Source organism: Polaromonas potterensis (assembly GCF_033446725.1).
Classification (GTDB): domain Bacteria; phylum Pseudomonadota; class Gammaproteobacteria; order Burkholderiales; family Burkholderiaceae_C; genus Polaromonas.
The window spans coordinates 345,415-371,348 of sequence record NZ_JAWQLX010000002.1 but is presented as its reverse complement, the minus strand read 5'-3'; the positions used below and the strand labels follow the sequence as shown (position 1 = coordinate 371,348).

Annotated in this window: 22 protein-coding genes and 2 tRNA genes; 20 read left to right on the top strand and 4 right to left on the bottom strand. The window is 60.5% G+C overall.

The window, feature by feature from the left end; all coding sequences use genetic code 11:
* Nucleotides 1-152: 152 nt before the first annotated feature.
* Nucleotides 153-935, bottom strand: a complete 783-nt coding sequence (locus R6254_RS04895) for a 3-hydroxybutyrate dehydrogenase (RefSeq protein WP_318404863.1) — start codon at nt 933-935, stop codon at nt 153-155.
* An 89-nt stretch (nt 936-1,024) separates the two neighbouring features.
* Between R6254_RS04895 and R6254_RS04890 the strand changes: the two genes are divergently transcribed.
* From R6254_RS04890 to rimO, 5 genes are all read left to right on the top strand, one after another.
* Nucleotides 1,025-1,963 (top strand): alpha/beta fold hydrolase, encoded by a 939-nt coding sequence (locus R6254_RS04890; protein ID WP_318404862.1) that lies wholly within the window; start codon nt 1,025-1,027, stop codon nt 1,961-1,963.
* A gap of 29 nt (nt 1,964-1,992) precedes the next feature.
* Nucleotides 1,993-4,257, top strand: a complete 2,265-nt coding sequence (locus R6254_RS04885) for a RelA/SpoT family protein (RefSeq protein WP_318404861.1) — start codon at nt 1,993-1,995, stop codon at nt 4,255-4,257.
* Between the two features lie 76 nt (nt 4,258-4,333).
* A tRNA-Val gene (locus R6254_RS04880) sits at nt 4,334-4,410 on the top strand.
* A 254-nt stretch (nt 4,411-4,664) separates the two neighbouring features.
* A complete protein-coding gene (gene phaR, locus R6254_RS04875; protein ID WP_318405213.1) occupies nt 4,665-5,156 on the top strand; it encodes a polyhydroxyalkanoate synthesis repressor PhaR in 492 nt (163 codons plus the stop codon).
* A gap of 66 nt (nt 5,157-5,222) precedes the next feature.
* On the top strand, nt 5,223-6,632 hold the full coding sequence (gene rimO, locus R6254_RS04870; protein ID WP_318404859.1) for a 30S ribosomal protein S12 methylthiotransferase RimO: 1,410 nt from the start codon (nt 5,223-5,225) through the stop codon (nt 6,630-6,632).
* 122 nt (nt 6,633-6,754) lie between these two features.
* Here rimO and R6254_RS04865 read toward each other — a convergent pair.
* A tRNA-Leu gene (locus R6254_RS04865) sits at nt 6,755-6,839 on the bottom strand.
* 240 nt (nt 6,840-7,079) lie between these two features.
* Here R6254_RS04865 and rnr point away from each other — a divergent pair.
* Nucleotides 7,080-9,398, top strand: a complete 2,319-nt coding sequence (gene rnr / locus R6254_RS04860; RefSeq protein WP_318405212.1) for a ribonuclease R — start codon at nt 7,080-7,082, stop codon at nt 9,396-9,398.
* 36 nt (nt 9,399-9,434) lie between these two features.
* Nucleotides 9,435-10,004: a YggT family protein gene (locus tag R6254_RS04855; protein ID WP_318404857.1), complete on the top strand. Its 570-nt coding sequence runs from the start codon at nt 9,435-9,437 to the stop codon at nt 10,002-10,004.
* On the opposite strand, the gene R6254_RS04850 is transcribed toward R6254_RS04855, so the two are convergent.
* Nucleotides 9,972-11,516 carry an NAD(P)H-hydrate dehydratase gene (locus tag R6254_RS04850; protein ID WP_318404855.1) on the bottom strand — a complete coding sequence of 515 codons (1,545 nt, stop codon included), beginning with the start codon at nt 11,514-11,516 and terminating at the stop codon, nt 9,972-9,974. The two genes, R6254_RS04855 and R6254_RS04850, sit on opposite strands and share 33 nt — an antisense overlap.
* 17 nt (nt 11,517-11,533) lie before the next feature.
* Entirely contained in the window at nt 11,534-12,796 is a 1,263-nt protein-coding gene (locus R6254_RS04845; RefSeq protein WP_318404853.1) for a D-amino acid dehydrogenase, read from the bottom strand.
* Nucleotides 12,797-13,132: 336 nt separating this feature from the next.
* On the opposite strand from R6254_RS04845, the gene rpsB reads away from it, so the two are divergent.
* The 13 genes from rpsB to lpxA all read left to right on the top strand — a co-directional run bounded on the left by rpsB (nt 13,133) and on the right by lpxA (nt 25,920).
* Nucleotides 13,133-13,885, top strand: coding sequence for a 30S ribosomal protein S2 (gene rpsB, locus R6254_RS04840; protein ID WP_318404851.1), 753 nt, complete (start codon nt 13,133-13,135; stop codon nt 13,883-13,885).
* Nucleotides 13,886-14,000: 115 nt separating this feature from the next.
* The gene (tsf, locus tag R6254_RS04835) at nt 14,001-14,915 is read left to right on the top strand and encodes a translation elongation factor Ts (protein ID WP_318404850.1); all 915 of its coding nucleotides are present in this window, start codon (nt 14,001-14,003) and stop codon (nt 14,913-14,915) included.
* A gap of 63 nt (nt 14,916-14,978) precedes the next feature.
* Nucleotides 14,979-15,689 carry a UMP kinase gene (pyrH, locus tag R6254_RS04830; RefSeq protein WP_318404848.1) on the top strand — a complete coding sequence of 237 codons (711 nt, stop codon included), beginning with the start codon at nt 14,979-14,981 and terminating at the stop codon, nt 15,687-15,689.
* 70 nt (nt 15,690-15,759) lie between these two features.
* Complete coding sequence (gene frr / locus R6254_RS04825; protein WP_318404847.1) at nt 15,760-16,320, top strand: ribosome recycling factor; 561 nt, start codon at nt 15,760-15,762, stop codon at nt 16,318-16,320.
* A 234-nt stretch (nt 16,321-16,554) separates the two neighbouring features.
* Nucleotides 16,555-17,283 (top strand): polyprenyl diphosphate synthase, encoded by a 729-nt coding sequence (gene uppS, locus R6254_RS04820; protein ID WP_318404846.1) that lies wholly within the window; start codon nt 16,555-16,557, stop codon nt 17,281-17,283.
* The gene (locus R6254_RS04815; protein ID WP_318404844.1) at nt 17,283-18,119 is read left to right on the top strand and encodes a phosphatidate cytidylyltransferase; all 837 of its coding nucleotides are present in this window, start codon (nt 17,283-17,285) and stop codon (nt 18,117-18,119) included. Before uppS ends, R6254_RS04815 begins: the two co-directional genes overlap by 1 nt.
* Nucleotides 18,120-18,209: 90 nt before the next feature.
* A complete protein-coding gene (gene ispC, locus R6254_RS04810; RefSeq protein ID WP_318404843.1) occupies nt 18,210-19,391 on the top strand; it encodes a 1-deoxy-D-xylulose-5-phosphate reductoisomerase in 1,182 nt (393 codons plus the stop codon).
* Nucleotides 19,392-19,404: 13 nt separating this feature from the next.
* Entirely contained in the window at nt 19,405-20,757 is a 1,353-nt protein-coding gene (gene rseP, locus R6254_RS04805) for an RIP metalloprotease RseP (RefSeq protein WP_318404842.1), read from the top strand.
* Between the two features lie 14 nt (nt 20,758-20,771).
* A complete protein-coding gene (bamA, locus tag R6254_RS04800) occupies nt 20,772-23,066 on the top strand; it encodes an outer membrane protein assembly factor BamA (protein WP_318404840.1) in 2,295 nt (764 codons plus the stop codon).
* Nucleotides 23,066-23,572 (top strand): OmpH/Skp family outer membrane protein, encoded by a 507-nt coding sequence (locus R6254_RS04795; protein WP_318404839.1) that lies wholly within the window; start codon nt 23,066-23,068, stop codon nt 23,570-23,572. The genes bamA and R6254_RS04795 overlap by 1 nt, the downstream gene beginning before the upstream one ends.
* A gap of 21 nt (nt 23,573-23,593) precedes the next feature.
* Nucleotides 23,594-24,661, top strand: a complete 1,068-nt coding sequence (gene lpxD / locus R6254_RS04790) for a UDP-3-O-(3-hydroxymyristoyl)glucosamine N-acyltransferase (RefSeq protein ID WP_318404837.1) — start codon at nt 23,594-23,596, stop codon at nt 24,659-24,661.
* Nucleotides 24,658-25,098 (top strand): 3-hydroxyacyl-ACP dehydratase FabZ, encoded by a 441-nt coding sequence (gene fabZ, locus R6254_RS04785; protein ID WP_318404835.1) that lies wholly within the window; start codon nt 24,658-24,660, stop codon nt 25,096-25,098. Before lpxD ends, fabZ begins: the two co-directional genes overlap by 4 nt.
* A 27-nt stretch (nt 25,099-25,125) precedes the next feature.
* Nucleotides 25,126-25,920 carry an acyl-ACP--UDP-N-acetylglucosamine O-acyltransferase gene (gene lpxA / locus R6254_RS04780; RefSeq protein WP_318404833.1) on the top strand — a complete coding sequence of 265 codons (795 nt, stop codon included), beginning with the start codon at nt 25,126-25,128 and terminating at the stop codon, nt 25,918-25,920.
* Nucleotides 25,921-25,934: the final 14 nt, after the last annotated feature.

Sequence of the window (25,934 nt, the reverse complement as noted above, 5' to 3'; positions counted from 1 at the left end):
GCTGGGGGCATGGCAACTAACGCTGCTTGCATTGCGGTAGGGCTGCATTCGCTATGAAATGAATAGCTTCTTGAGCCCACTGTATAAGGGCTAGAGGCCAATTTCATTAAAGTTTTGGAAAGGCCGCGCTTGTTGACGCGGCCCGTCCGGATTTATTGCGCTGCCCAGCCGCCATCCATGTTCCAGGCCACGCCACGGACGTTGTTGCCGGCGGGCGAGCAGAAAAATACAGCCAGTGCGCCCAGTTCTTCCGGTGTGGTGAACTGCATAGACGGTTCTTTTTCGCCCAGCAATTGCTGCGTGGCTTGTTCGTCGGAGAGGCCACCGGCTGCGGCTTTGGCATCAACCTGTTTTTGCACCAGCGGTGTCAGCACCCAGCCCGGGCAGATGGCATTGCAGGTCACACCAGAGGTGGCATTTTCAAGCGCCGTAACTTTGGTCAGGCCGACAATGCCGTGTTTGGCCGCGACATAAGCGGCTTTTTCCGCCGACCCGATCAGGCCGTGGACCGAGGCGATGTTGATGATGCGGCCCCAGCCCTTTCCGCCATCGGCCGCTTGCATGGCCGGCAGGGCCAGGCGTGTGGCGTGAAAGGCGCTGCTCAGGTTGATGGCGATGATGGCATCCCAGCGATCAACCGGGAAGTTTTCTATTCTGGCCACATGCTGGATGCCGGCGTTGTTGACAAGAATATCCACGCGCCCGAACTGGCTCGCGGCAAACTTCATCATGTCTTCGATCTCGGCGGGTTTGCTCATGTCCGCGCCGTGGTAGGCCACCTTCACACCGAGTGCGGCGATTTCGGCTTTGGGGCCTTCGGCGTCGCCAAAACCATTGAGCACGATGTTGGCGCCTTGTGCCGCCAGCGACTTGGCGATCCCCAGGCCGATCCCGCTGGTGGAGCCGGTCACAAGAGCAGTTTTACCTTTGAGCATGAAGTTTTCTCCGGATGATTTACGATGCAAAAGAAACGCTGAAAAGCGGCTTTGGCAATTATCAAGCCTTGAACCCGGATTCACCTGCAATGAACGAACCTACGCTGAACTACGTACCTTGTCCCGACGCCTCGGGTGGCCATCGCATGGCTTATTGGCAGTGGGGCGATCCAGCCAACCCGCGCGTGGTGATGTGTGTACATGGCCTGTCGCGCCAGGGCCGCGATTTCGACACGCTGGCGCGTTACCTGCAGGATGATGCGCGGGTGATCTGCCCCGACGTGGTGGGCCGCGGCCAAAGCGACTGGCTCAAGGACTCCATGGCTTACCAGGTGCCGCTGTATGCGGCCGACATGCTGGTGTTGTTGGCACAGTTGCACCGGCAGTCGCCCATCAGCACCCTGGACTGGGTTGGCACCAGCATGGGTGGGCTGATAGGCATGGTGATCGCCGGCCAGCCGGGTTTGAACGTCTCCGATGCCGCGACGGGCGCGCGCGCGATCTTGCCGGCGCCAATCCACAAACTGGTGCTCAACGACGTCGGACCAGCCATTGCTTGGCAGGCGATTGAACGTATCGCGGCTTACCTTGGCAAGGCCGGGCACTTCAGCTCCTTGCAGCAGGCCGCCGACGCGATGTGGGCGGTATCGACCAGCTTTGGCCCTCACACGCCCGAGCAATGGCTGGAGCTGTCGCGCCACATGGTCACACCGGTGTCGGAGGCTGACGGCTCGGATGGGCCGCTGCGGCTGCACTACGACCCGGCGATTGCGGTACCCGTGCGCGCCACGACCGAAGCAGCAGCCCAGCAGGGCGAAGCCATGTTGTGGCAGCTGTATGACAACATCAAGGCGTCCACGCTGATCATGCGCGGCGCGCAGTCGGACCTGCTCAGCCGCGAGACGGCGCTGGTCATGGCGCAGCGCGGGCCCAGGGCCAGGCTGGTGGAGTTCGATGGGGTAGGGCATGCGCCCACGCTGGTGGCGATGGATCAGGTCAGCACGGTGAGTGACTTTCTGTTTGTCTGAATTGTTTTTTGAAATCTGACTGAGTTGCCATGAAAAATACCGGGGCCGGACTGGGTACACCGTCCACAGCGCCCACTGTCAATGCATCCATCGTCACGGCCACTGCGGACAGCCTGCCGGACCAGCCGCATGCGCTGGCGCGCGCCCGGGCTTTTTCCGAGCCGCTGATCGCCAGTGAAGTACTGGACACCGGCGAAAACATCCTGGCCCATGCAGACGCCGTCGCGGCCATCCTCAAGACCATTGGTGGCTCCGAAGCCATGCAGGCCGCCACTTATCTGGTGCATGCCTGCGCGCACCTGAACAAGCCGCAAGAGGTGATCGCCAAGGCGTTTGGCGCCAACTTTGCAGCGCTAGCGATTGAAACCACCAAGCTGGTCAATGTGCAAAAGCAGGCCAGAGCCGCCAATGCCAAGGCGCAACTGACGGAAGACCCGGCAGCACAAACCGAAAACGTGCGCAAGATGCTGCTGGCCTTCTCGCGCGATTTGCGGGTGGTCATGTTGCGGCTGGCTTCTCGGCTACAGACTTTGCGCCACTTTGCCGCCATCCGGCAACCGGCACCGTTGGCGGTGGCGCGCGAGTCGCTGCATGTGTTTGCGCCGCTGGCCAACCGCCTGGGCATCTGGCAAATTAAATGGGAAATGGAAGACCTGGCTTTTCGCTTCCTGGAGCCCGACACCTACAAACACATTGCCCGCCTGCTCGATGAAAAACGCGCCGAACGCGAAGGCTTCATGGAAGCCTTGCGCGCGCAGCTGGAACGCGACTTGAACAGCAACGGCATTGCTGCGTTGGTGCAAGGTCGGCCCAAACATATCTACAGCATTGTCAAAAAAATGCGCGGCAAGTCGCTCGACTTTGAGCAGGTATTCGACATCCGCGCCATGCGTGTGATCGCCGCCGATGTGAAGGGCTGTTATGCCGCGCTTGGCTTTGTGCATTCACATTTCACGCCGGTGGAGGGGGAGTTTGACGACTACATTGCCAAGCCCAAATCCAATGGTTACCAGTCCCTGCACACCGTGGTGCGTGATGCGCAGCAGCGCGCGGTGGAAATCCAGATCCGGACCCAGGCCATGCACGATCATGCCGAACACGGCGTGGCCGCCCACTGGGCCTACAAGGAGGCCGGCGCCAAGGGTTACAGCGGTGTCTCGGCCAGTGGCGAGTACGACGCAAAAATCGCCGTGCTGCGGCAACTGCTGGCCTGGGAGCGGGATCTGTCGGGGCCCTTGGCGGCCAAGGCGCGTGACGCGAACCAGGGCTTGTTTGAGGACCGTATTTATGTGTTGACGCCGGATGCCGCCATTGTGGAGTTGCCGCAGGGCGCGACGGCGCTGGACTTTGCCTATAGCGTTCATACCAGCCTGGGCCATCGTTGCCGCGGCGCACGCATTGACGGCGCCATGGTGCCGCTGAACACGCCGCTGCAAAACGGCCAGACCGTGGAGGTGGTCACGACGAAGGAGGGCGGCCCGTCGCGCGACTGGCTCAATCCGGAGTTGGGCTACCTGGCCAGCCATCGTGCGAAGTCGAAAGTGCGTGCCTGGTTCAATGCACAAGCCATGGCGCAAACCGTGGCGCGTGGCCGTGAAGCGGTGGAAAAGTTGCTGCAGCGCGAGGGCAAAACCGCAATGAAGCTGGAAGACCTGGCGTCACTGCTCGGTTTCAAAAGCGCGGAAGATTTGTTTGAGGTTGTAGGCAAGGACGAGTTGTCTTTGCGCACCATTGAAAACATGCTCAAGCCGCCCGAACCGGCGCCTACACAAGACGATTACGTGCTTGCCAAAAAAGCCAGGCAGCAGGACAAGGCCGGCGAGCGCAAACGCAAAGGTGGCGTGCTGGTGGTGGGCATTGCCTCGCTGCTGACGCAAATGGCCAAGTGCTGCAAACCGGCGCCGCCCGATGTCATTGTTGGTTTTGTGACCAAGGGCAAAGGCGTGAGTATTCACCGCGGTGACTGCAGCAACTTCAGGAATATGGCGAGCGGCAGCCCGGACCGTGTGATTGAGGTGCAGTGGAGCCAGCCCAAGAGTGGTGATGGTTCGGTCTACCCCGTGGATGTGGCTGTTGAAGCTGCCGATCGGCAGGGTTTGCTGCGCGATATTTCCGAGGTGTTTGCCAAGGAAAAAATGAATGTAATTGGTGTGCAAACCCAATCGGTGAAGGACAATCGCGGCGGCACGGCGTGGATGACCTTCACGGTGGAGGTTGCGGATTCGGGCCGACTCAACCAGGTTTTGTCCGTCGTGGCCGAGGTGACTGGCGTGCGTTCAGCGCGAAGACGTTGAAGTCTTTTTAAAAATATTCGCCCGGAGTCAAAGAAGGCGTTTTGCCCTGCTACAATTGCTAGATCGAACAGTCCTTAGGCGCGTAGCTCAGCTGGTTAGAGCACCACCTTGACATGGTGGGGGTCGTTGGTTCGAGTCCAATCGCGCCTACCAATTTCCTGAAGTTTTCCTCTGTCATTCTGTTGTGTATACAGGTGACACAGGGTAAACCAAGGTGATTGTAGGTATGCATACTTCCTAGAATGCATACCAGACCTGTGCAACCAGCACAGGCAGAAATCAGAGGAGTTCGTGCAGTGCCAAAAAGCAAGCCCACCAGTTCGTCAGCTAGTCAGTCTTCTGACTCGACGCATCCTTCGGGCAATGCCACTGCAGGCAGTCGGAGCGGCAAAGCCGTCAAGACGCGCATCATCAAAAAATACCCGAATCGCCGTCTCTACGACACCGATACCTCGACCTACATCACCCTGGCTGACGTCAAGCAACTGGTGATGGACACGGCCGACTTTGTCGTGCGTGATGCCAAAACCAATGAAGACCTGACACGCAGCATTCTGCTGCAAATCATTCTGGAAGAGGAAACCGGTGGTGCGCCCATGTTCACTGAGGCGGTGCTGGGCAACATCATTCGTTTCTACGGCCACGCCATGCAGGGTTTTATGGGGGCCTACCTGGAGAAAAACGTCCAGTCCTTCACGGATCTGCAGGTCAAGATGGCCGAGCAATCCCAGGGGTTGACGCCGGAGATGTGGGCCCAGTTCATCAATGCCCAGTCACCGATGATGCAGGGCATGATGGGCACTTATGTGGAGCAGTCGAAAACCGTGTTCACGCAAATGCAGGAGCAAATGCAAAAACAAAGCGAGCAGATGCTGGCGGCCCTGGGTTTGAAGCGCTGACAGCGTAACAAAGTGCTTTCGAGCGCCGTCTGCGCATAAGCGGCCGGCTCTGAGACAATAGAGGGCATGAGCCAAGCCCCTTCCTCCATCCCTTCTTCCACTCCGAACAAGGTTCCGCGCGTCGGTTTTGTCAGCCTGGGTTGCCCCAAAGCGCTGACCGATTCGGAGCTGATCCTCACGCAATTGAATGCCGAGGGTTACCAGACCTCAAAAACCTTTGAAGGTGCCGATCTGGTGATCGTCAACACCTGCGGCTTTATTGACGATGCCGTCAAGGAAAGCCTGGACACCATAGGCGAAGCGCTGGCCGAAAACGGCCGGGTCATCGTGACCGGTTGCCTGGGCGCCAAAGCCGGCGAGGGCGGCGGCAACCTGGTGCGGCAAATGCACCCCAGTGTGCTGGCCGTAACCGGCCCGCACGCCACACAAGAAGTCATGGATGCGGTGCACCTGAACCTGCCCAAGCCGCATGATCCGTTTGTAGACCTGGTCCCAAATTCTTTTGGCATTGCCGGCATCAAGCTCACGCCCCGGCACTATGCCTATCTGAAAATCAGCGAAGGCTGTAACCACCGCTGCACCTTCTGCATCATCCCGTCGATGCGGGGTGATCTGGTGTCGCGCCCGATTGGTGATGTGCTCAGCGAGGCGCGCGCCTTGTTTGAGGGTGGCGTCAAAGAGCTGTTGGTGATCAGTCAGGACACCTCGGCTTATGGCGTGGATGTCAAATACCGCACTGGTTTCTGGGACGGCAAGCCGGTCAAGACGCGGATGCTGGAATTGGTGCAAACGCTGGGTGAAATTGCCGAGCCTTATGGTGCTTGGGTGCGCCTGCATTACGTTTATCCCTACCCCAGTGTGGATGAGGTGATTCCGCTGATGGCCAGCGGCAAGGTATTGCCTTACCTGGACGTGCCGCTGCAGCACAGCCACCCCGATGTGCTCAAACGTATGAAACGTCCGGCCAGCGGGGAGAAAAATCTTGAGCGTATTGCGCGCTGGCGCGAGATGTGTCCGGAGATTGTGATTCGCAGTACGTTTATCGCGGGTTTCCCTGGCGAGACCGAAGAAGAGTTTGCGCATCTGCTCGATTTCATGCGCGAGGCAAAGATAGATCGTGCGGGTTGTTTTGCCTACAGCCCGGTCGATGGTGCCAAGGCCAACGACATCCCCGGCATGTTGCCGCTGGCGCTGCGTGAAGAGCGCAGGGCGCGTTTTATGGCGGTGGCCGAAGCGGTGTCCAGCAGCAAGCTGCAGGAGCGTGTGGGTGCGACTATGCAGGTGCTGGTGGATTCGGCGCCTGGCATGGGTAAAAAAGGCGGCATAGGCCGCAGCTATGCCGATGCGCCAGAGATTGACGGCATCGTGAAATTGTTGCCGCCTGAAAAAATCAGCAAAACATTAAAGGTGGGTGAATTCACCAAGGCCCGTGTTGTCGGAACACAAGGCCATGATCTGGTGGCTGTGCCGGTCTGAAGACACTGTTTGGAAAGGCGCCTGGCAAGCGCCTGAAAAAACCTGAGAGAGAAACAAAAAAGGCCACTGTTTTGGCAGTGGCCTTTTTGTGTGTTTGCCAGCTTTCGCTGACTTGGTGTATCTGGTGCCCGGGAGAGAACTCGAATCTCCACATCTTGCGATACACGGACCTGAACCGTGCGCGTCTACCAATTCCGCCACCCGGGCACATGCAGCAAAGTGTACCATCACCAAATCGCTTTTCTGGACCGGACCTTAAAAAATTTCGATCTTTCTGCGTGATCACTCGTCACAAGATTGCGCGAAGATCGGGTTTACTGTGATCCGATGCTGCGCCGATTTATTTTGACGCCTGAAACATAACAAACATGACGCATCACGGGCCGCTTTCAAAGCGGCGCCGCGATTTTTACAATATAACCATCTCAAGAAGAAAAGAGATTACTTATCAAAACAACTACACAAACCACCGGCCAGGGCGCCGGGCTACTGGCCGAATTTGAAGGCACCGTGTCAGGCCACCGCGATGGTCACGGGTTTGTTCTGCGTGATGACGGCGAAGCCGACATCTACCTGCCGCCGAATGAAATGCGCGCCGTGTTGCACAAGGATCGCGTCAAGGCGCGCATCGTGCGGCATGACCGCAAAAATCGCCCCGAAGGCCGGGTCACGGAGATCATCGAACGTTCGCCCAACCCCATCATCGGTCGCCTGCTGCAGGAAAGCGGTGTCTGGCTGGTCGCGCCGGAAGACAAGCGTTACGGCCAGGATGTGTTGATTCCCAAGGGCGCGACCGGCACAGCCAAAGTCGGGCAAATTGTGGTGGTCGAGCTGACCGAGCCGCCGGCACTGTTTGGCCAGCCGGTCGGACGGGTCAAGGAAGTGCTGGGCGAGATCGACGATCCGGGCATGGAGATTGAAATCGCGGTGCGCAAATACGGCGTGCCGCATGAGTTCAGCGAGGCCGCGCTGGCGCTGGCCCGGACCTTGCCAGACACGGTCCGTCCCGCCGACAAAAAGAACCGCGTGGACCTGAGCGACATTCCGCTGGTCACCATCGACGGTGAGGATGCCCGGGACTTTGACGATGCCGTGTATTGCGAGCCGGCCAAGGTCGGCCGCGGCAAGGGCTGGCGGCTGCTGGTGGCGATTGCCGACGTGAGCCACTACGTGGAAACCGGCAGCGCGATTGACGTCGATGCTTACGACCGCGCCACCAGCGTTTATTTTCCACGCCGCGTGATCCCCATGCTGCCCGAAAAACTCTCCAACGGCCTGTGTTCGCTGAACCCCAGTGTGGAGCGCCTGTGCATGGTCTGCGACATGCTTGTCAACGCCAAGGGCGAAGTCCACGCCTACCAGTTTTACCCGGCCGTGATGTTCAGTCACGCGCGTTTCACCTACACCGAAGTGGCCGCCATCCTGGCCAACACGCGTGGGCCGGAAGCCGCCCAGCGCAAGGCGCTGGTGCCGCATCTGCTCGACCTGCACGATGTCTATCAGGCCTTGCTCAAGGAGCGCAGCGTGCGCGGCGCGGTGGACTTTGAAACCACCGAAACCCAAATCGTCTGCGACGATGCGGGCCGCATCGAAAAAATCGTGCCACGTACCCGCAACGTGGCGCACCGCCTGATCGAGGAAGCCATGCTGGCGGCCAACGTCTGTTCGGCGGACTATATCGCGCAGAGCAAACATGTCGGTTTGTTCCGGGTGCACGAAGGCCCGACCGCCGAGAAAAAAGACATGTTGCGCAACTACCTGAAGGCGATGGGCCTGGGCATGACCATCTCTGACGACCCGACGCCGGGCGAGTTCCAGCAGATTGCCGTGGCCACCAAAGATCGGCCGGATGCGCAGCAAATCCACTCCATGTTGCTGCGCTCCATGCAACAGGCGATTTACACGCCGATGAACAACGGCCACTTCGGTCTGGCCTACGAGGCCTACACGCACTTCACCAGCCCGATCCGGCGTTACCCGGATTTGCTGGTGCACCGCGTCATCAAGGCCATCCTGAACAAGACCAAGTACGTGTTGCCGACCTTGCCCACACCCGGCGAAGCCGTGGCCAAGCTGTCCAAGCGGCTGGCGTCACGTGTGAAAGACCCGGAGGAAAAACCGAAGAAAACCAGCGTGGACCAACTCGCCTGGTTGGCGGCCGGCCTGCATTGCAGCGCCAACGAACGCCGCGCCGACGAAGCCAGCCGTGATGTCGAAGCCTGGCTCAAATGCAAATACATGCGCGAGCATCTGGGCGAAGAGTTCGGCGGCGTGGTCACGTCGGCGGCCGGCTTTGGTATTTTTGTCACGCTGGATGCCATGTATGTCGAAGGCTTGGTGCATATCACCGAGCTGGGCGGCGAATATTTCCGCTTTGACGAGGCGCGCCAGGAGTTGCGCGGCGAGCGCACCGGCACCCGTTATGCGATCGGCACCCGGGTGCGTGTGCAGGTCAGTCGGGTTGATCTGGACGGCCGGAAAATTGACTTTCGTCTGGTGCGCGAGGGCGAAGAGCTGGTCAGCCGGGCCATGAAAGACAAAACCGGCGGGCGCGCAGCCGAACTGCCGGAGCAGGAGCGGGCTTTACCGCGTACGACAGGTGACAAACGCAGCGACAAGCGTGCCGGCAAACGGAGCGAGTCGCGTGGCAGCAGCTCGTCGGACAGCCGGGCGCCCAAGTCGCCGATTCAGGCGTTGAAGGCCGCGGTTAAAAAATCAGCAGCCAGCGCGGGGCGCAAGCCGAGTAAAAAACCCAGGCGTGGATGAGATGGTCAGACCCGTTCCCGTGCAGATTGAAAACCGATGCTGATCCAAATCCTGTCTTTTCTTCTTGAAACCCTGTTCTTTGTGTTGATCGCGGCTGCGCTGTTGCGGGCCTGGATGAACTACCTGCGTGTCAACATGCGTGCCCAGCCGGGCTACTTTGTGATGGCCGTGACCGACTGGCTGGTCAAGCCGCTGCGGCGCGTATTGCCCAAGTCTCTGGCGCAGTCGCGCGTGGACTGGGCCAGTGTGCTGGCAGCCTTGCTGCTGGCGCTGGTGTACGGTCTGCTCTGGGTGGTCTTGTTCGGGGCGCTGACTGGCGGGTTGGCGGCGATGTCCGGCTTCGGGCCGGCCTTGTTGCCCGCTGTGCTGCTGTTTGCCCTCAAGATGCTGGTGCGTGTGGCCTTGCAGGCGGCGTTTGTCGTGGTGCTGGCCTACGCGATTGTGTCCTGGGTGCAACCCGGCTCGCCACTGTATGGCTTGCTGGGCCGGCTGGCCGAACCGATGTTGACACCGCTGCGCCGCATTCTTCCGGCCATAGGCGGGGTCGATTTGTCGGCGCTGGCCTTGCTGCTTTTATTGCAGATCGGCCTGATGGTTCTGGGCTAGGCCGGAAGCGGTCAGCGGTTGCCCGGCATGCCGGGCCGTCCAGTGATCCGCCAACTGGCCGTGTTTGAACACGGCGCTGCAGGCTGCATCAAGCGCGGATGCGCCGCCGGCCAACGCAGCGCCCAGCATGCCGGCCAACACGTCGCCGGTGCCGGCCGTGGCCAGGCGGGCATTGCCGGTCGGGTTGATGCAGGGGATATTGCCGGGCGCGGCGATCACCGTCCCCGACCCCTTGAGCACCACCACACACTGAAATTGCGCTGCCAGTTGCTGGGCGGCTTGCAGGCGCTTGGCCTGTACCGCGGCCGTGCTGCTGCCCAGCAGGCGCGCGGCCTCCAATGGGTGCGGGGTCAAGACGGTGCGATAACCACGGCCATGGCGGGCCAGCAGCTGGGTTTGCAACTGCGTGTCGCGGGCGATGGTATTGAGCGCGTCGGCATCCAGCACCAGCGCCTGAGCGCTGGACAGGACCTGGGGCAGGGCGCCGCTGATGGCTTCGCCGCCGCCGCAGCCGCAAACGAGGACCTGGGTTTGGAGGTCCAGCTCGGTCGGGCTGCGAAACATCAATTCCGGCTGCTCGGGGTCCACCGTCATGCCGGGCGTGCCGAGCAGGGCGACAAACACCCGGCCCGCACCGGCGTGCAGGGCGGCACGACCGGCCAGCAAGGCGGCGCCGACCATGTGGGTGCCGGCGCTTGATTCACCGCCCAGGATGGCGACATCGCCAAAGCTGCCTTTGTGGCTGGCGTGGGCGGCTTCTGCGCGGCCGGAGGGGCTGGCGCGGTCCTGGCCTAGCAGCCAGGCGTCGGGCGCCAGGTCTGCTGGTGCAGCCACATCCAGGTCATCCCACCAGACCTGGCCGGCCCGGTCCCGGCCGGCGGCCGTGAACAAACCCGGTTTCAAGGTCAAAAAGCTTAAGGTAAATCGGGCTCCAGCCCTAATGGGGCGGGCGCAATCAGCTATGGATTCAGGAGCGAAGGAGGCGCCGGTGTCGGCGTCCAGTCCGCTCGGGATATCCAGCGCCAGCACGGGCTGTTGGCTGGCCTGCAGCAAAGCCAGCCACTGGCCGAGTTGATCGGTCCTGGCTGGGCTGGCGGTAGGGCGCGGCGCGGCGCCCTGGCCGAGCAGGGCGTCGATCGCGAAGTCGTAGTCTTGCGGTTCCGTCGTTGCGAAGGGCACACCCGCGGTGCGTGCCCGAACCAGCGCGGCCAGCGCATCGGCCGGCACCTGGCGCCCGTTTCTGGCGCCCAGCCAGGTCACAACCACGGTTTTGCCCCACTGGTGCAGGTGGATGGCCGCTTCCAGGCCATCGCCGCCGTTGTTGCCGGGGCCGCAGGCGACCCAGAAATGCTGCGCATGTGGCGCCAGCGCCAGGCTCAGGCGCGCGGCCGCCAGGCCGGCACGCTGCATCAGGGTGTGCGGCGCCAGGGACGCTGCGCCGTCTTGTTCCAGCCGGCGCGTCGCCGCCACGCCGTACAGCGGCAAGGTGAGGGCGCTGGAGACTTTCTGCATGGGCCGATTGTGCGGCCTCAGCCCAGGAGTCGGGCCACGCCCAGGCCGTCCATGTCGATGTCCGGGGTTTTGCCCGCGACCAGGTCGGCCACGGCGCGCGCGCTGCCGCAGCTCAGCGCCCAGCCGCTGGAGCCATGGCCGAGGTTGAGCCACAGGCCAGGAATGCCACTGGCGCCGATGATGGGCGGGCCGTCCGGCAACATGGGGCGGGCGCCTTTCCACTCCTGCACGCTGGCGCCGCTATGGGCCGTGTGGGCTGCGCCAGGGAACCAGTCCTGCAGCACCTTGTACAGGGTCTGGATGGATGCGGCGCGTTTTTTGTCCGGCGCACCGCCGATTTCGGCGCTGCCCGCCACCCGCACCCGGTTGCCCAGGCGCGAGATGGCGACCTTGTAACGTTCGTCCATCAACGCGCTGCGCGGCGCGTTCAGCGGTTCGCGGAGGGGGGCGCTGATGGAGTAGCCGTAGACGGCAGCCAGCGGGATTTTCAGGTCCAGCGGCCTGAGCAAGGGCGCCGAGGCCAGGCCGGCGCACAGGACCAGGGCATCGAAACGTCGCGGCGCTGTTTCACCCGCTATTAAAAGGCTAGCTGCTTGCGACCGTTCTATATGGGCTACGGTCGTATTGAACTCAAATTTCACGCCCAGACGCTGGGCCTCTGCCTTGAGCAGCAGGGCGAACTGACGGCAATTGGCCACTTCGTCGTCGGGCAGGTGAATCGCCCCCAGCAACGGCGTGTCGGGGTTCAGGGCGGGCTCGATCTTGCGCGCCTCGTCGGAGCCGATCTGGCGGAAACCCACACCGGCCTCGCGCAAGACCTGCAGGCCGGGCTCGACCATCTTGGCGTCGGCCTCGGCGCGCAGCAGCACCATGTAGCCGGGACTGCCGTCGTAAACCAGTTGCCGCTCGGCGGTCAAGGCGTGCAGGCGTTCGCGGCTGTAAAAAGCCAGGCGCTGCAGGCGGGCGCGGTTGGCCAGGTAGGTTTCCAGCTTGCAGGCGCGCCACCATTTCCAGATCCAGCTCAGTTCGCGGATGGACAGGGGCAGGCCGAGTTTGACCGGGGCATGGCGGCTGAACAGGTGGCCCAACACCTTGCCCGGCATGCCGGGCGCCGCCCAGGGGGTGACGTAACCCGGGGCCACCACGCCGGCATTGGCGAAGCTGCTTTCTTCCGCTGCCGCGCTGCGGCGCTCGAACACGGTGACGTCGTGGCCGTCCAGGGCGAGTTCCCAGGCGGTGGTGATGCCGATGATGCCGGCGCCTATGACGGCGACCCTCATGTGGCGGTGTCCTGGAGCAAGGGGTTCGGAGGGCTGGTGGGTGGGGGATTCATGGGGTTTTTAGTCAAATCGGTCGCTGGCCCTCGCCGAATGGGCGCGGACAGCTATCATTTTTAAGGGCTTGGCGAAGCGGTCTGGACGGGTGGCTGTCACCGGCTGTAGCTAAATAGTGCTCCGGTGGCGGCAGCAGCCGTGGCGGGGATGTTATACTCAGCGGGTTGTGCGAGAGGCAGTTCGGCCTTCGTGCAATAAATCGCAAATCAGCCATTCAAGGTGTTGCCCGGGGTGTTCCCGGCGATAAGCGCTGATTTTAGACACAACCTTTGGAGTAAATCTATGTCAACAAGCATGCGTGAAATGCTGGAAGCCGGCGTCCATTTCGGTCATCAAACCCGCTTCTGGAACCCCAAGATGGCCCCGTACATCTTCGGCCACCGCAACCGTATTCACATCATCAACCTCGAAAAATCGCTGCCGATGTTCGAGGAAGCGATGAAATTCGCCAAGCAGCTGTCCGCCAACCGCGGCACCATCCTGATGGTGGGCACCAAGCGCCAGGCCCGTGAGCTGGTTTCCGCTGAAGCCAAGCGCGCTGGCGTGCCTTTTGTCGACCAGCGTTGGTTGGGTGGCATGTTGACCAACTTCAAGACGGTCAAGACCTCGATCAAGCGCCTCAAGGAAATGAAGGCCCAGCAGGAAGTCGGCCTCGACACCCTGAGCAAGAAAGAGCAACTCACGTTCAAGCGTGAAATGGAAAAGCTGGAAAAAGACATCGGCGGCATTCAGGACATGAACGCTTTGCCGGATGCGATTTTCGTGATCGACGTGGGTTTCCACAAGATCGCCGTGCTGGAAGCCAAGAAGCTGGGCATTCCACTGATCGGTGTGGTTGACTCCAACCATTCCCCTATCGGCATTGACTACGTCATCCCCGGTAACGATGACTCGTCCAAGGCTGTGGCGCTGTACGCCCGCGGTATCGCCGACGCGATCATCGAAGGCCGCGCCAGCGCGGGTAACGAAGTTGTCAAGATGGTTTCGGCCGAGAGCTCTGACGAATTCGTCGAAGTGGACAACGCAGCTGCCTGATTGTTCCGGCCCTGCGCCTGACGCGAAAAAGGGGCTCGCGTAGCCCCTTTTTCACAGCCTTACCCAAGGCGAAACGTATTTAATTGAAGTCAACACGACACACGGAGAACTGAAGATGGCAATCACAGCAAGCATGGTCGCAGAGTTGCGCGCAAAAACCGACGCCCCGATGATGGAATGCAAAAAAGCCTTGACGGAAGCCGAAGGCAATTTTGAAAAAGCCGAAGAAATCCTGCGCGTCAAACTCGGTAACAAGGCCGGCAAGGCCGCTTCCCGTATCACTGCCGAAGGCGTGATCGCCTATCACAGCGAAGGCGCTGTGGGTGCGCTGGTCGAAATCAATTGCGAAACCGACTTTGTGACCAAAAACGACAGCTTTCTGGCGTTCACCCAGGCTGTTGCTGAAGGCATCGTCAAGAACAACCCGGCCGATGTGGAAGCCGTCGGCGCCATGCCTTTTTCCCTCGACGGCTTTGGCCCGACGATCGAAGACGTGCGCAAAGGCCTGATCGGCAAGATCGGCGAAAACATGAGCGTGCGCCGCTTCAAGCGTTTTGAAGGCAGCAAGCTGGCCTCTTACCTGCACGGCACGCGTATCGGCGTGGTGGTCGAGTTCGAAGGTGAAGAAACGCCCGCCAAAGACGTCGCCATGCATGTGGCCGCCATGAAGCCAGTGTCGCTGTCCAGCGACCAGGTGCCTGCCGAACTGGTCGCCAAAGAGCGCTCGGTCGCAGCCGCCAAGGCCGCCGAAGACGCGGCTGTCGCGACCGCCGCCGGCAAGCCCGTGCAATCGGCTGAAATTGTTGCAAAACGTATCGAAGGCGGCGTGCAGAAATACCTCAAAGAGGTGTCTTTGTTCAACCAGCCTTTCGTCAAAAACGACAAGCAGACCGTTGAGCAGATGCTCAAGGAAAAAGGCACGACCGTGAAAGCTTTCACGTTGTACGTCGTCGGTGAAGGCATCGAGAAAAAGGTCGACGATTTCGCCGCTGAAGTTGCTGCCCAGGTGGCTGCTGCCAAAGCCGCCTGATTGCCCCCGCCAAACCGGAAGGCCGCTAAACTTACGCCCATAAAAACGACAGGAACTCCCCTCATGCCAGCCTACAAGCGAATCTTGTTGAAACTTTCAGGTGAAGCCTTGATGGGGGACGATGCCTTTGGCATCAACCGCGCGACCATTGTTCGCATGGTGGAAGAAATTGCCGAAATCACACGCATGGGCGTGGAAGTGGCCGTCGTGATCGGCGGTGGCAATATTTTCCGCGGCGTGGCGGGCGGTTCTGTTGGCATGGACCGGGCGACGGCCGATTACATGGGTATGCTGGCCACGGTGATGAATGCCCTGGCGTTGGGCGACACCATGGACAAGGCCGGCCTCACGCCGCGAGTCATGTCGGCCATCGGCATCGAGCGGATTGTCGAACCTTATGTGCGGCCCAAGGCCTTGCAATACCTCGAAGAGGGCAAGGTTGTCATTTTTGCAGCCGGTACCGGCAATCCCTTTTTCACGACCGATACCGCGGCCGCCTTGCGCGGCGCTGAAATCGGTGCAGAAATTGTGCTCAAGGCCACCAAGGTGGATGGTGTGTACAGCGCGGACCCAAAGAAAGATCCTTTGGCCACTCGCTACACCAACATCACCTTTGACGAGGCCATGGGCAAAAATCTTGAAGTGATGGACGCCACGGCCTTTGCGCTGTGCCGCGACCAGAAGCTGCCAATCAAGATTTTCAGCATTTTCAAGCACGGCGCGCTCAAGCGCGTGGTGCAGGGCGAAAACGAAGGAACACTGGTCCACGTCTGAAGCTGATTCGGACCCGACCAGGTTTTCCCCGACTTTTTGCAAGAATAAAAATCCATCCGGAGATTGAATCATGAGCATTATTGACATCAAGAACAACGCCGAGCAGAAGATGCAGCAATCGGTGGAGTCCTTCAAGCATGCACTGACCAAAATTCGCACCGGGCGCGCCAACCCCGGCTTGCTGGACACGGTACATGTGGACTATTACGGCTCAATGGTGCCTATCAGCCAGGTGGCCAATGTGTCGCTGCTGGACGCGCGCACCATCAGTGTGGCACCCTGGGAAAAAGGCATGGGCGCCAAGATCGAAAAAGCCATTCGTGACTCCGATCTCGGACTCAACCCGGCCTCGCAGGGCGACCTGATTCGTGTGCCCATGCCGGCCATGACCGAAGAGCGCCGCAAAGAGTTGACCAAAGTGGTCCGCAGCGAAGGTGAACACGCCAAGGTGTCGATTCGCAATCTGCGTCGCGACGCCAACGAAGGCGTGAAAAAACTGGTCAAGGACAAGCTGGCGTCGGAAGACGACGAGCGCCGTGCCCATGACGAAGTCCAGAAGTTCACCGACCGTTTCATTGCCGATGTTGACAAACTGGTCACGGGCAAAGAAGCAGACATCATGGCGGTTTAGCTTGCCCCCACGCTTGTCGCTTCGCGTATTACGCTGCCCCCCGAGGGGCGTGCGCTTGCTTGGGGCGGCCCGGCGCGGCGCACTTTTGCCCCCACGGTCGCTCACTGCGTGTAGCTCCCTGCCCCCCGAGGGGACCATTTTTTCATTGGGGTGGCCCGGCGGAAAAGTTTCCCCCCATGCGCGCTCAACGCTCGTGGCCTCTTGGCCCCTGAGGTCATCTTCGTGAGTGAAGCCATGAGCCAGGTTCCGCACCATGTCGCCATCGTGATGGATGGCAATGGCCGTTGGGCCACGCGGCGTTTTCTGCCGCGTGTCGCTGGCCATCAGCAGGGTGTAGGCGCGCTGAGCCGTTGTGTGCAAGCTTGTCTGGCTCGCGGCATCGGTGTGCTCACGGTGTTTGCCTTTTCATCCGAAAACTGGAACCGGCCCGCCGACGAAGTTTCCGGTCTGATGGAGTTGCTGGCGCTGTCCTTGGGCCGCGAAGTGCCTTCGCTCAAGGCCAACGGTGTGCAGCTGCATTTTGTCGGTGACCGGCAGCGCCTGTCGGAGAAGGTCAAAGCCGGATTGGCGCAAGCCGAACGCGCCACCGAAGACAACCAGCGCCTGGTCTTCAACGTCTGTTTCAACTACGGCGGACGCTGGGATATTGCCCAGGCGGCCCGCAAGCTCTCCGAACGCGGCGAAGAAATCACGGAAATGGCGCTGGATCGCGCGCTGGCGCTGGCTCATGTGCCAGACCCGGACCTGTTGATCCGCACCGGGGGCGAGCTGCGCATCAGCAACTTTTTGCTCTGGCAGGCGGCTTACTCCGAACTGCATTTCTCCGACAAGCTCTGGCCCGATTTTGACGACGCTGCGCTGGATGAGGCGATTGCCGTCTACCGCAGCCGTGAACGGCGCTTCGGCCAAACCTCAGCCCAAATCGGCCCGGACCGCAAAAAACCCTCCAAGAAAGCTGCCTGATGCTCAAGCAACGCGTGATCACCGCCATCGTGCTGCTGGCCATCTTGCTGCCGGCACTTTTTTATCCCACGGCCGTGCCGTTTTGTGCGGTCGCTTTGGTGCTGATTGCCGCAGGGGCCTGGGAGTGGGCGCGCCTGAACGGGTATGGCCCCATGGCTTCACTGGGGGCCGGTTTTGCCTGCGTGTTGCTGTGCGTGATGGCCTGGGATTTGGGATTGTTGGAGCAACCGCTGCCTTTACTCTGGCGCTTGGCCGGTGCGGCCTGGGTGCTGGCGGGCGCCTGGTTGTTGCGCGGCGGTGTGACAGGCTGGCCACGTATTCCGCGAACCGTTCGCCTGGTGGTTGGGGTTCTGGCGCTCTGGCTGGCCTGGCTGGCTGTGGCGCAAGCACGTGTCATGGGTATCAATTTCTTGCTGTCGGTGCTGCTGCTGGTGTGGGTCGCCGACATTGCCGCCTATTTTGCCGGCAAGGCATTTGGCGGGCGTTTCAGCAAAGGCAAGCTGGCGCCGGCGATCAGCCCGGGTAAAAGCTGGGAAGGTGTCTGGGGTGGCATGGTGGGCGTGCTGGTGTTGTGTCTCGCCTGGCTCGCGCTGGATGCGTCCGGGCAAAGCCTGTATGCACGGTTGGCCGCGCAGCATGGCCTGGTCGTGACTTTGCTGGCCGTGGTGTTCCTGGCCGCCTTGAGTGTGGTGGGCGATCTGGTCGAATCTCTGGTCAAACGCAGCGCTGGCGCCAAGGATTCCAGCGGCTTGTTGCCGGGCCACGGTGGTGTGCTGGACCGGGTCGATGCCCTGGTGCCCGTCCTGCCGCTGGCCATGATGCTGCTGACCGTCTGATATGGCCCCCACGCTTGTCGCTTCTCGTACTACGCTGCCCCCCGAGGGGGCCTTCGCGCCTTGGGGCGGCCCGGCGCCGCTCAATCTTTTATGAAAAAACAACGTATCACGGTGCTCGGTTCGACCGGATCGGTCGGCGTCAATACCCTGGATGTGATCGGCGCTCATCCGGATCGCTTTGAAGTTTTTGCGCTCAGCGCAGCGACGCGTACCGACCTGATGCTGGCGCAATGCCTGCGCTTCAAGCCGCATTACGCCGTCATGGCGAGTACGCCGCATGCGCACGTCTTGGCCCAAAGCCTTAAGGGTAATGGGCTTAAAACCCAGGTGTTGATTGCGCAAGACGCTCTTGAAATGATAGCGTCTGACGAGCGGGTGGACACCGTGATGGCCGCCATTGTGGGTGCTGCCGGGCTGGGGCCCTGTATGGCGGCGGCCCGGGCCGGCAAACGTTTGCTGCTGGCCAACAAGGAAGCCTTGGTGGTGGGCGGCGAAGTCTTCATGCAGGCCGTGCGTGAAGGCGGTGCCCAACTGCTGCCCATTGACAGCGAACACTCCGCCATTTTCCAGTCCTTGCCGGAAGACCCGGCGGCCTGGGCCGAACGTATCGACAAAATCATCCTGACCGCCTCGGGCGGGCCGTTTCGCACCCGCGCACCGGCAAGCCTGCGTGATGTCACGCCCGACGAAGCCTGCGCCCATCCCAATTGGGTGATGGGGCGGAAGATTTCGGTGGATTCCGCGACCATGATGAACAAGGCGCTGGAAGTGATCGAGGCGCGTTACCTGTTTGGCTTGAGCCCGGCGCAAATCGAGGTGGTGATCCACCCACAAAGCATCATCCATTCCATGGTGCAGTACCGCGATACCTCGGTGGTGGCCCAGCTCGGCACGCCCGACATGCGTGTGCCCATCGCTTATGGCCTGGCCTGGCCTGGCCGCATCAGCTCAGGTGCCCAGGCGCTTGACTTCAAAGCGCTGGCCACCATGACTTTTGCCGTGCCAGATAATGAACGTTTCCCCGGTCTGCCACTGGCCTGGGAAGTGCTGAATGCCCCGGCCGGCACCCCTGCGGTGCTGAATGCAGCCAACGAGGTGGCGGTGGCCGCCTTCCTTGAAAAACGGATACGGTTTGACCAGATTCACCAGGTCAACCGCGCCACGCTGGATGTTGTGGCTGTCCCTGCCATTCACGGTATCGGGGACTTGCTGGCACTGGATGCGCAAGCGCGCGCCGCGGCCATACACATTGCCGGGAACCTGAAAACTTGACAGGAGTCTTGCCATGCTGACCTTGCTCGCCTTTGTCGTTGCGCTTGGCTTTTTGATTGCCGTCCACGAATACGGCCACTACCGCGTGGCCGTGGCCTGCGGTGTCAAGGTGTTGAAGTTCTCGGTGGGTTTTGGCAAGCCCATCTACACCTGGCGTTTGAAAAACAGCCCGACCGAATTTTCCATCGGCCTGCTGCCGTTGGGTGGTTACGTCAAGATGCTGGATGAGCGGGAAGGGCCGGTGGACCCGGCCGAACGCCATCTGGCCTTTAACAACCGGCCTTTGCGCGCGCGTGCGGCCATCGTGGCCGCCGGCCCGGCCGCCAACCTGCTGCTGGCCATCGTCTTGTATGCCATCGTCAACTGGAGCGGCCTGCAGGAACCCCAGGCGGTGCTGGCCAGCCCGGTGGTGGGTTCCATCGCAGAACGCGCCGGCCTGCGCGGCGGAGAGCGGGTACAACAAGCCGCGTTTGACGATGAAACCATGCAGGACGTGCGCTCTTTCGAAGACTTGCGCTGGCGCCTGACCCAGGCTGCCTTGAGTGGCCGCGATGTGCGTCTGCAGGTCAAGGACAGCGCTGCGGATTCCGCGCCTGAGCGCAGCGTGTTGCTGCCGCTGAGCCAGCTTCCTGCAGCTGACGCCGATGCGCAGCTGTTTCGCAAAATCGGTATTCTGGGTCCGTGGACGCAAGCGGTGATTGGCGAGGTGATGCCCGGCGGAGCGGCGGAAAAAGCCGGCTTGCGCAACGGTGACGTGGTGGTTCGGATTGGCAGCCAGTCCATCGTGGATGGCCAACAATTGCGTGAAACCATACGCGCGTCGGTCGGTGTTCAGATATGGCAAATTCTGCGTGGAGGGCAGGCCCAGCAGTTGCCAGTCACGCCCGAGATCAAGCAGGATGGTGGCCAGTCGGTGGGCCGGATCGGTGCGTATGTGGGTGCGCCACCTGCGATGCTCACGGTGCGTTACGGACTGCTGGACGGTTTGTGGAACGGCGTGGTCCGCACCTGGGATGTGTCCGTGCTGACGCTGAAGATGATGGGGAAAATGCTCATCGGCGAAGCCTCGCTGAAAAACCTCAGCGGCCCTTTGACCATTGCCGACTATGCCGGCAAATCGGCCAGCCTGGGCTGGAGCGCCTATCTGCTGTTTCTGGCATTGATCAGCGTGAGTCTGGGTGTGCTGAATTTACTGCCGCTGCCGGTTTTGGATGGTGGGCACCTGATGTATTATCTTTGGGAGGCGATAACCGGCAAAAGCGTGTCTGACGCTTGGATGGACCGGTTGCAGCGCGGAGGCGTTGCAATTCTGCTGGGCATGATGTCTGTTGCCCTGTTTAACGATGTCTCCCGGCTTTTGGGTTAATTCCACACTTATTCATGCAACAAAAAATCAACCGATTCAAGGTCCGCAGCGTATCCGCGATTGTGGCAAGTTTTCTAATCGCGCATGCTGCCTGGGCCGTGGATCCGTTCACCGTGCGCGACATTCGCGTCGAAGGCCTGCAACGTGTCGAACCGGGAACCATTTTTGCTTCCTTGCCCTTTCGCACAGGTGAAACCTATACCGATGACAAAGGCGCCAGCGCCATCCGGGCCTTGTTCGGGCTGGGCCTGTTCAAGGACGTGCGGCTGGAGGTCAATGGCGACGTGCTTGTGGTGATTGTCGAAGAGCGGCCCACGGTGGCCGACGTGGACTTTGTCGGTGCCAAGGAGTTTGACAAGGATGTGCTGAAGAAGGCCTTGCGTGATATCGGGCTCGCCGATGGCCGGCCTTTTGACAAAGCGCTGGCGGACCGGGCCGAGCAGGAGCTCAAACGACAGTACATCAACCGCAGCCTGTATGGCGCCGAGGTGGTGACCACCGTGACCCCGATCGAGCGCAACCGGGTCAATGTGACCTTCAGCATGGTTGAAGGCGATGTCGCCAAAATCAAGGAAATCAATGTTGTGGGCAACAAGGCGTTCAGCGAGTCCACGCTGCGTAATCTGTTCGACCTGAACACCGGCGGCTGGTTGAGCTGGTACACCAAGTCGGACCGTTATTCACGGGCCAAGCTCAATGCCGATATCGAAACCCTAAGGTCTTATTACCTGACCCGGGGTTACCTCGAATTCAAGGTCGACTCCACCCAGGTCGCCATATCTCCGAACAAGCAGGATATTTCGGTCACCATCAACATCACCGAAGGTGAACGGTTCACCGTGTCCGGCATCAAGCTGGAAGGCAATTTCCTGGATCGTGAGAACGAGTTCAAATCGCTGATCACCATCAAGCCGGGCGACCCCTACAACGCCGACCAGGTGGCGCAAACCGTCAAGGCCTTTACCGACTACTACGGCAGCTTCGGTTTTGCGTTTGCCAAGGTCGAAGCCAGGCCAGAGATTGACCGGGCCAACAACCGCGTGGCTTTTGTGCTGCAGGGTGATCCTTCGCGCCGCGCCTACGTCCGACGCATCAACGTCAATGGCAACAACCGCACGCGTGACGAAGTGGTGCGCCGCGAGTTCCGGCAGTTTGAGGCGTCCTGGTATGACGGCGACAAGATCCGCCTGTCGCGCGACCGCGTTGACCGCCTGGGTTATTTCACAGAAGTCAATATTGACACGCAGGAAGTGCCAGGAACGCCGGACCAGGTGGATCTGAACCTGACGGTGGTTGAAAAACCCACTGGCAACCTGCAGCTCGGTGCCGGTTTCTCCAGCGCTGAAAAGTTGTCTTTCATCTTTGGTTTCAAGCAAGAAAATGCATTTGGCACCGGCAACTACCTGGGCCTGGAAGTCAACACCGGTAAATACAACCGACAGTTCGTGCTCAGCACCGTGGACCCCTATTTCACAGCCGACGGCATCTCGCGGACCTTCGATATTTATTCGCGCACGGCGCGTCCTTACTCCAGCCAGGGCGGTGACTATGCCCTCAAGACAACAGGCGGCAGCGTACGTTTTGGCGTACCCTTCAGCGAGGTTGACCGGGTTTATTTCGGTGCCGGCGTGGAGCAAATTGATATTTCCGGCGCCGTGCTGCCAACGGTCTACCAGAATTACATCAGCAAGTTCGGTGCCAAAAGTACTTCCGTCCCGCTGACGGTAGGCTGGTCGCGTGACGAGCGCGACAGCGCCTTGGTTCCGAGCAAGGGCCGCTACCAGCGCGTTTACGGCGATTGGGGTATTGCCGGGGATGCCCGTTTCCTGCGTAGCAACTACCAGGTTCAGCAATACATTCCGCTGAACAAGCAGTTCACCATCGCCTTGAATGGCGAATTAGGCTGGGGCAAGGGCCTGAATGGCCAGCCTTTCCCGGTGTTTAAAAACTCCTATTCCGGCGGTCTGGGTTCAGTGCGCGGTTTTGAGCCCGGTACGCTGGGCCCTCGTGATGCCCAGGGCAATGCCCTTGGTGGACCGAAAAAAATCACCTTGAATGCCGAAATTTTGGCGCCGTTCCCGGGTGCTGGGAATGACAGAACCTTGCGACTTTTTGGTTTTGTCGATGCCGGTAATGTGTTTGGGGAAGATCAGAAATACAGCCTGGGCGAACTGCGCAAATCGGTCGGTATCGGCATCAGCTGGATTTCGCCGCTTGGCCCTCTGCGTTTTGCGATTGCCAATCCGCTGGGCCGGAAGGCAGACGATAGAATCCAGAGATTGCAATTCCAAATTGGTACATCGTTCTAATGAAACCTATTTCATACAAGTTATTTTTGGCTGCCGCGATGGCCTTGGCTGCTTGTGCTGCGAGTGCGCAGGAGTTCAAGATCGGCATCGTCAACATTGACCGCATCTTCCGCGAAGCCAGCAGCGCCAAGGCGGCGCAGGCCAAGCTGGAGCAGGAATTCGGCAAGCGCGAAAAAGAGCTTGGCGACCTGGGAGCAACGTTGAAGACACAGGCGGACAGGTTTGAGCGCGAAGCGCCCACCTTGTCGGAAAGCCAGCGCGCCACGCGCCAGAAACAACTGGTCGAGCAGGACAGGGATTTCCAGCGCAAGCGCCGTGAATTCCAGGAAGACCTGAATGCGCGCAAAAATGAAGAGTTGCAGCAGGTGATCGAGCGTGCGAACAAGGTTGTCAAGACGGTCGCCGAGGCTGAAAAATACGACCTGGTGTTGCAGGAAGCGGTTTACGCCAATCCCAAGCACGACATCACCGACAAGGTCATCAAAGCGCTCAACGCGAGCAAATAAGCGGCACAGGACAGGTCCGGTGTGACACTCAGACTCGGGGACATGGTTGCATCGCTGGCGGGCGAGTTTGACGCCAGGCTGGTGGGTGACCCTGAGCTTCTGATCGAGCGGCTAGCCCCCATCGAGTCCGCAGGCGCTGCCGATCTGTCCTTCCTGAGCCACCTGAAGTACCAGGGCAAACTCAGCCAGTCGGCTGCTGCTTGCGTGGTGGTAGCGCCCGCAGCGGCTGAAGTCGCCCTGCAGCGCGGCGCCTGCATCATTGTCGACGACCCATATTTCTATTTTGCCCGGCTCACGCAGCTGTGGAAAAAACACCATTCACCGCCCGGTCAGAGCGGCATCCATCCCAGCGCTGTTATCGACCCTCTGGCCCGGCTGGCGCCTGATGTGGCGGTTGGCGCGTTTGCCTGCATAGGTGCCCATGCGGTGTTGGGCCCGGGTGTCCGTGTCGGTGAGCATGCTGTTCTTGGTGCTGGTGTCCATATTGGTGCTGAAACGCGCCTGGCTGCCCGCGTGACCGTAGCCGAAGGTTGCGTGATCGGCGAGCGCTGCATTGTGCATCCCGGCGCCGTGATAGGTGCCGACGGTTTTGGTTTCGCCCAGCATGCCGGTCGCTGGGAAAAAATAGAACAACTGGGTGGCGTGCACATCGGCAACGACGTGGAGATAGGCGCCAACACCTGTATCGACCGGGGCGCCTTACAAGACACGGTCATCGAAGACGGCGTCAAGCTGGACAACCTGATCCAGATTGGCCACAACGTGCGGATTGGCAAACACACGGCACTGGCCGGTTGTGTGGGCGTGGCGGGCAGTGCCAGCATTGGCGCGCACTGCACGGTGGGCGGTGGCGCGGTGGTGCTGGGGCATTTGAGCTTGGCCGACCATGTGCATATTTCGGCGGCGTCGGTGGTGATGCGTTCCATCCACAAGCCTGGGCAATACACAGGGCTGTTTCCCATCGACGACAATGCGCAGTGGGAAAAAAATGCAGCCACGCTCAAGCAGCTTCACAGTTTACGTGAACGCCTCAAGGCGCTGGAGCACACGACTGTCAAAGCCTCTGGAAAGACCCAAGAAAAATCATGATGGATATTCACCAAATTCTCAAACAGCTGCCGCACCGCTACCCCTTTTTGCTGGTGGACCGCGTGCTGGAACTGGACAAGGGCAAACGTATCAAGGCGCTGAAAAACGTCACGATCAACGAGCCTTTTTTCACCGGTCATTTTCCGCACCGTCCGGTGATGCCGGGTGTGTTGATGCTGGAAGCCATGGCACAGGCTGCGGCCTTGTTGGCTTTCGACATGCAAGGTGTGACACCTGACGACAAGACCGTGTATTACTTTGCCGGCATCGACGGCGCACGCTTCAAGCGGCCGGTGGAGCCGGGCGACCAGTTGATCATGGAAGTGACACTGGACCGACTGAAAGCCGGCGTCTTCAAGTTCAAGGGCACGGCCCATGTGGACGGCAAGCTCGCCTGCGAGGCCGAGTTGATGTGCACCATGCGCACTATTGCCTGATCTGTGCCCGCAAGCAAAGATATTCCCGTGAGCGGTATCCATTCCACAGCCCTGGTTGATCCCAAGGCCCAACTCGATAGCAGCGTCAGTGTCGGGCCTTACACGGTGATCGGCCCGCACGTCAAAGTAGGTGCGGGCACCACGATAGGTGCGCATTGCGTGATCGAAGGGCACAGCACGATAGGCCGCGACAACCGGATTTTCCAGTTCAACTCGCTGGGCGCGATTCCCCAGGACAAGAAGTACGCGGGTGAGCCCTGCGAGCTGATCATTGGTGACCGCAACACCGTCCGTGAATTCTGCACCTTCAACATCGGTTCGCCCGGCGACACCGGTGTGACGCGGGTTGGCAACGACAACTGGATCATGGCTTATGTGCACCTGGCGCATGACTGTGATGTCGGCAACCACGTCATTTTTGCGAACAACTCGCAGCTGGCCGGCCATGTGCAGGTCGGCGACTGGGTGATCCTGGGCGGCTTTACCGTGGTGCATCAGTTTGTCCGCCTGGGCGCGCACAGCATGACCTCGATGTGCGCCTTGTTGTTTGCCGACTTGCCACCGTTTGTGATGTGCCAGGGCCAACCGGCCGAAGCGCGTTCCATGAACTTTGAAGGGCTGCGCCGCCGCGGTTTCTCCGCAGACCGCATCGCGGCCGTCAAGGGCATGCACAAAGCCCTGTACCGCGAAGATCTGACCCTGGAGCAGTCGAAAGTGCGTATTGCAGAGTTGACGGAAAAACATCCCGACGCTGCACCGGATGTGCAGATGATGTTGTCTTTTCTCGCCGACACCTCGCCGCAACGCGGCATCGTGCGTTAGGCTTTTATGCCCAG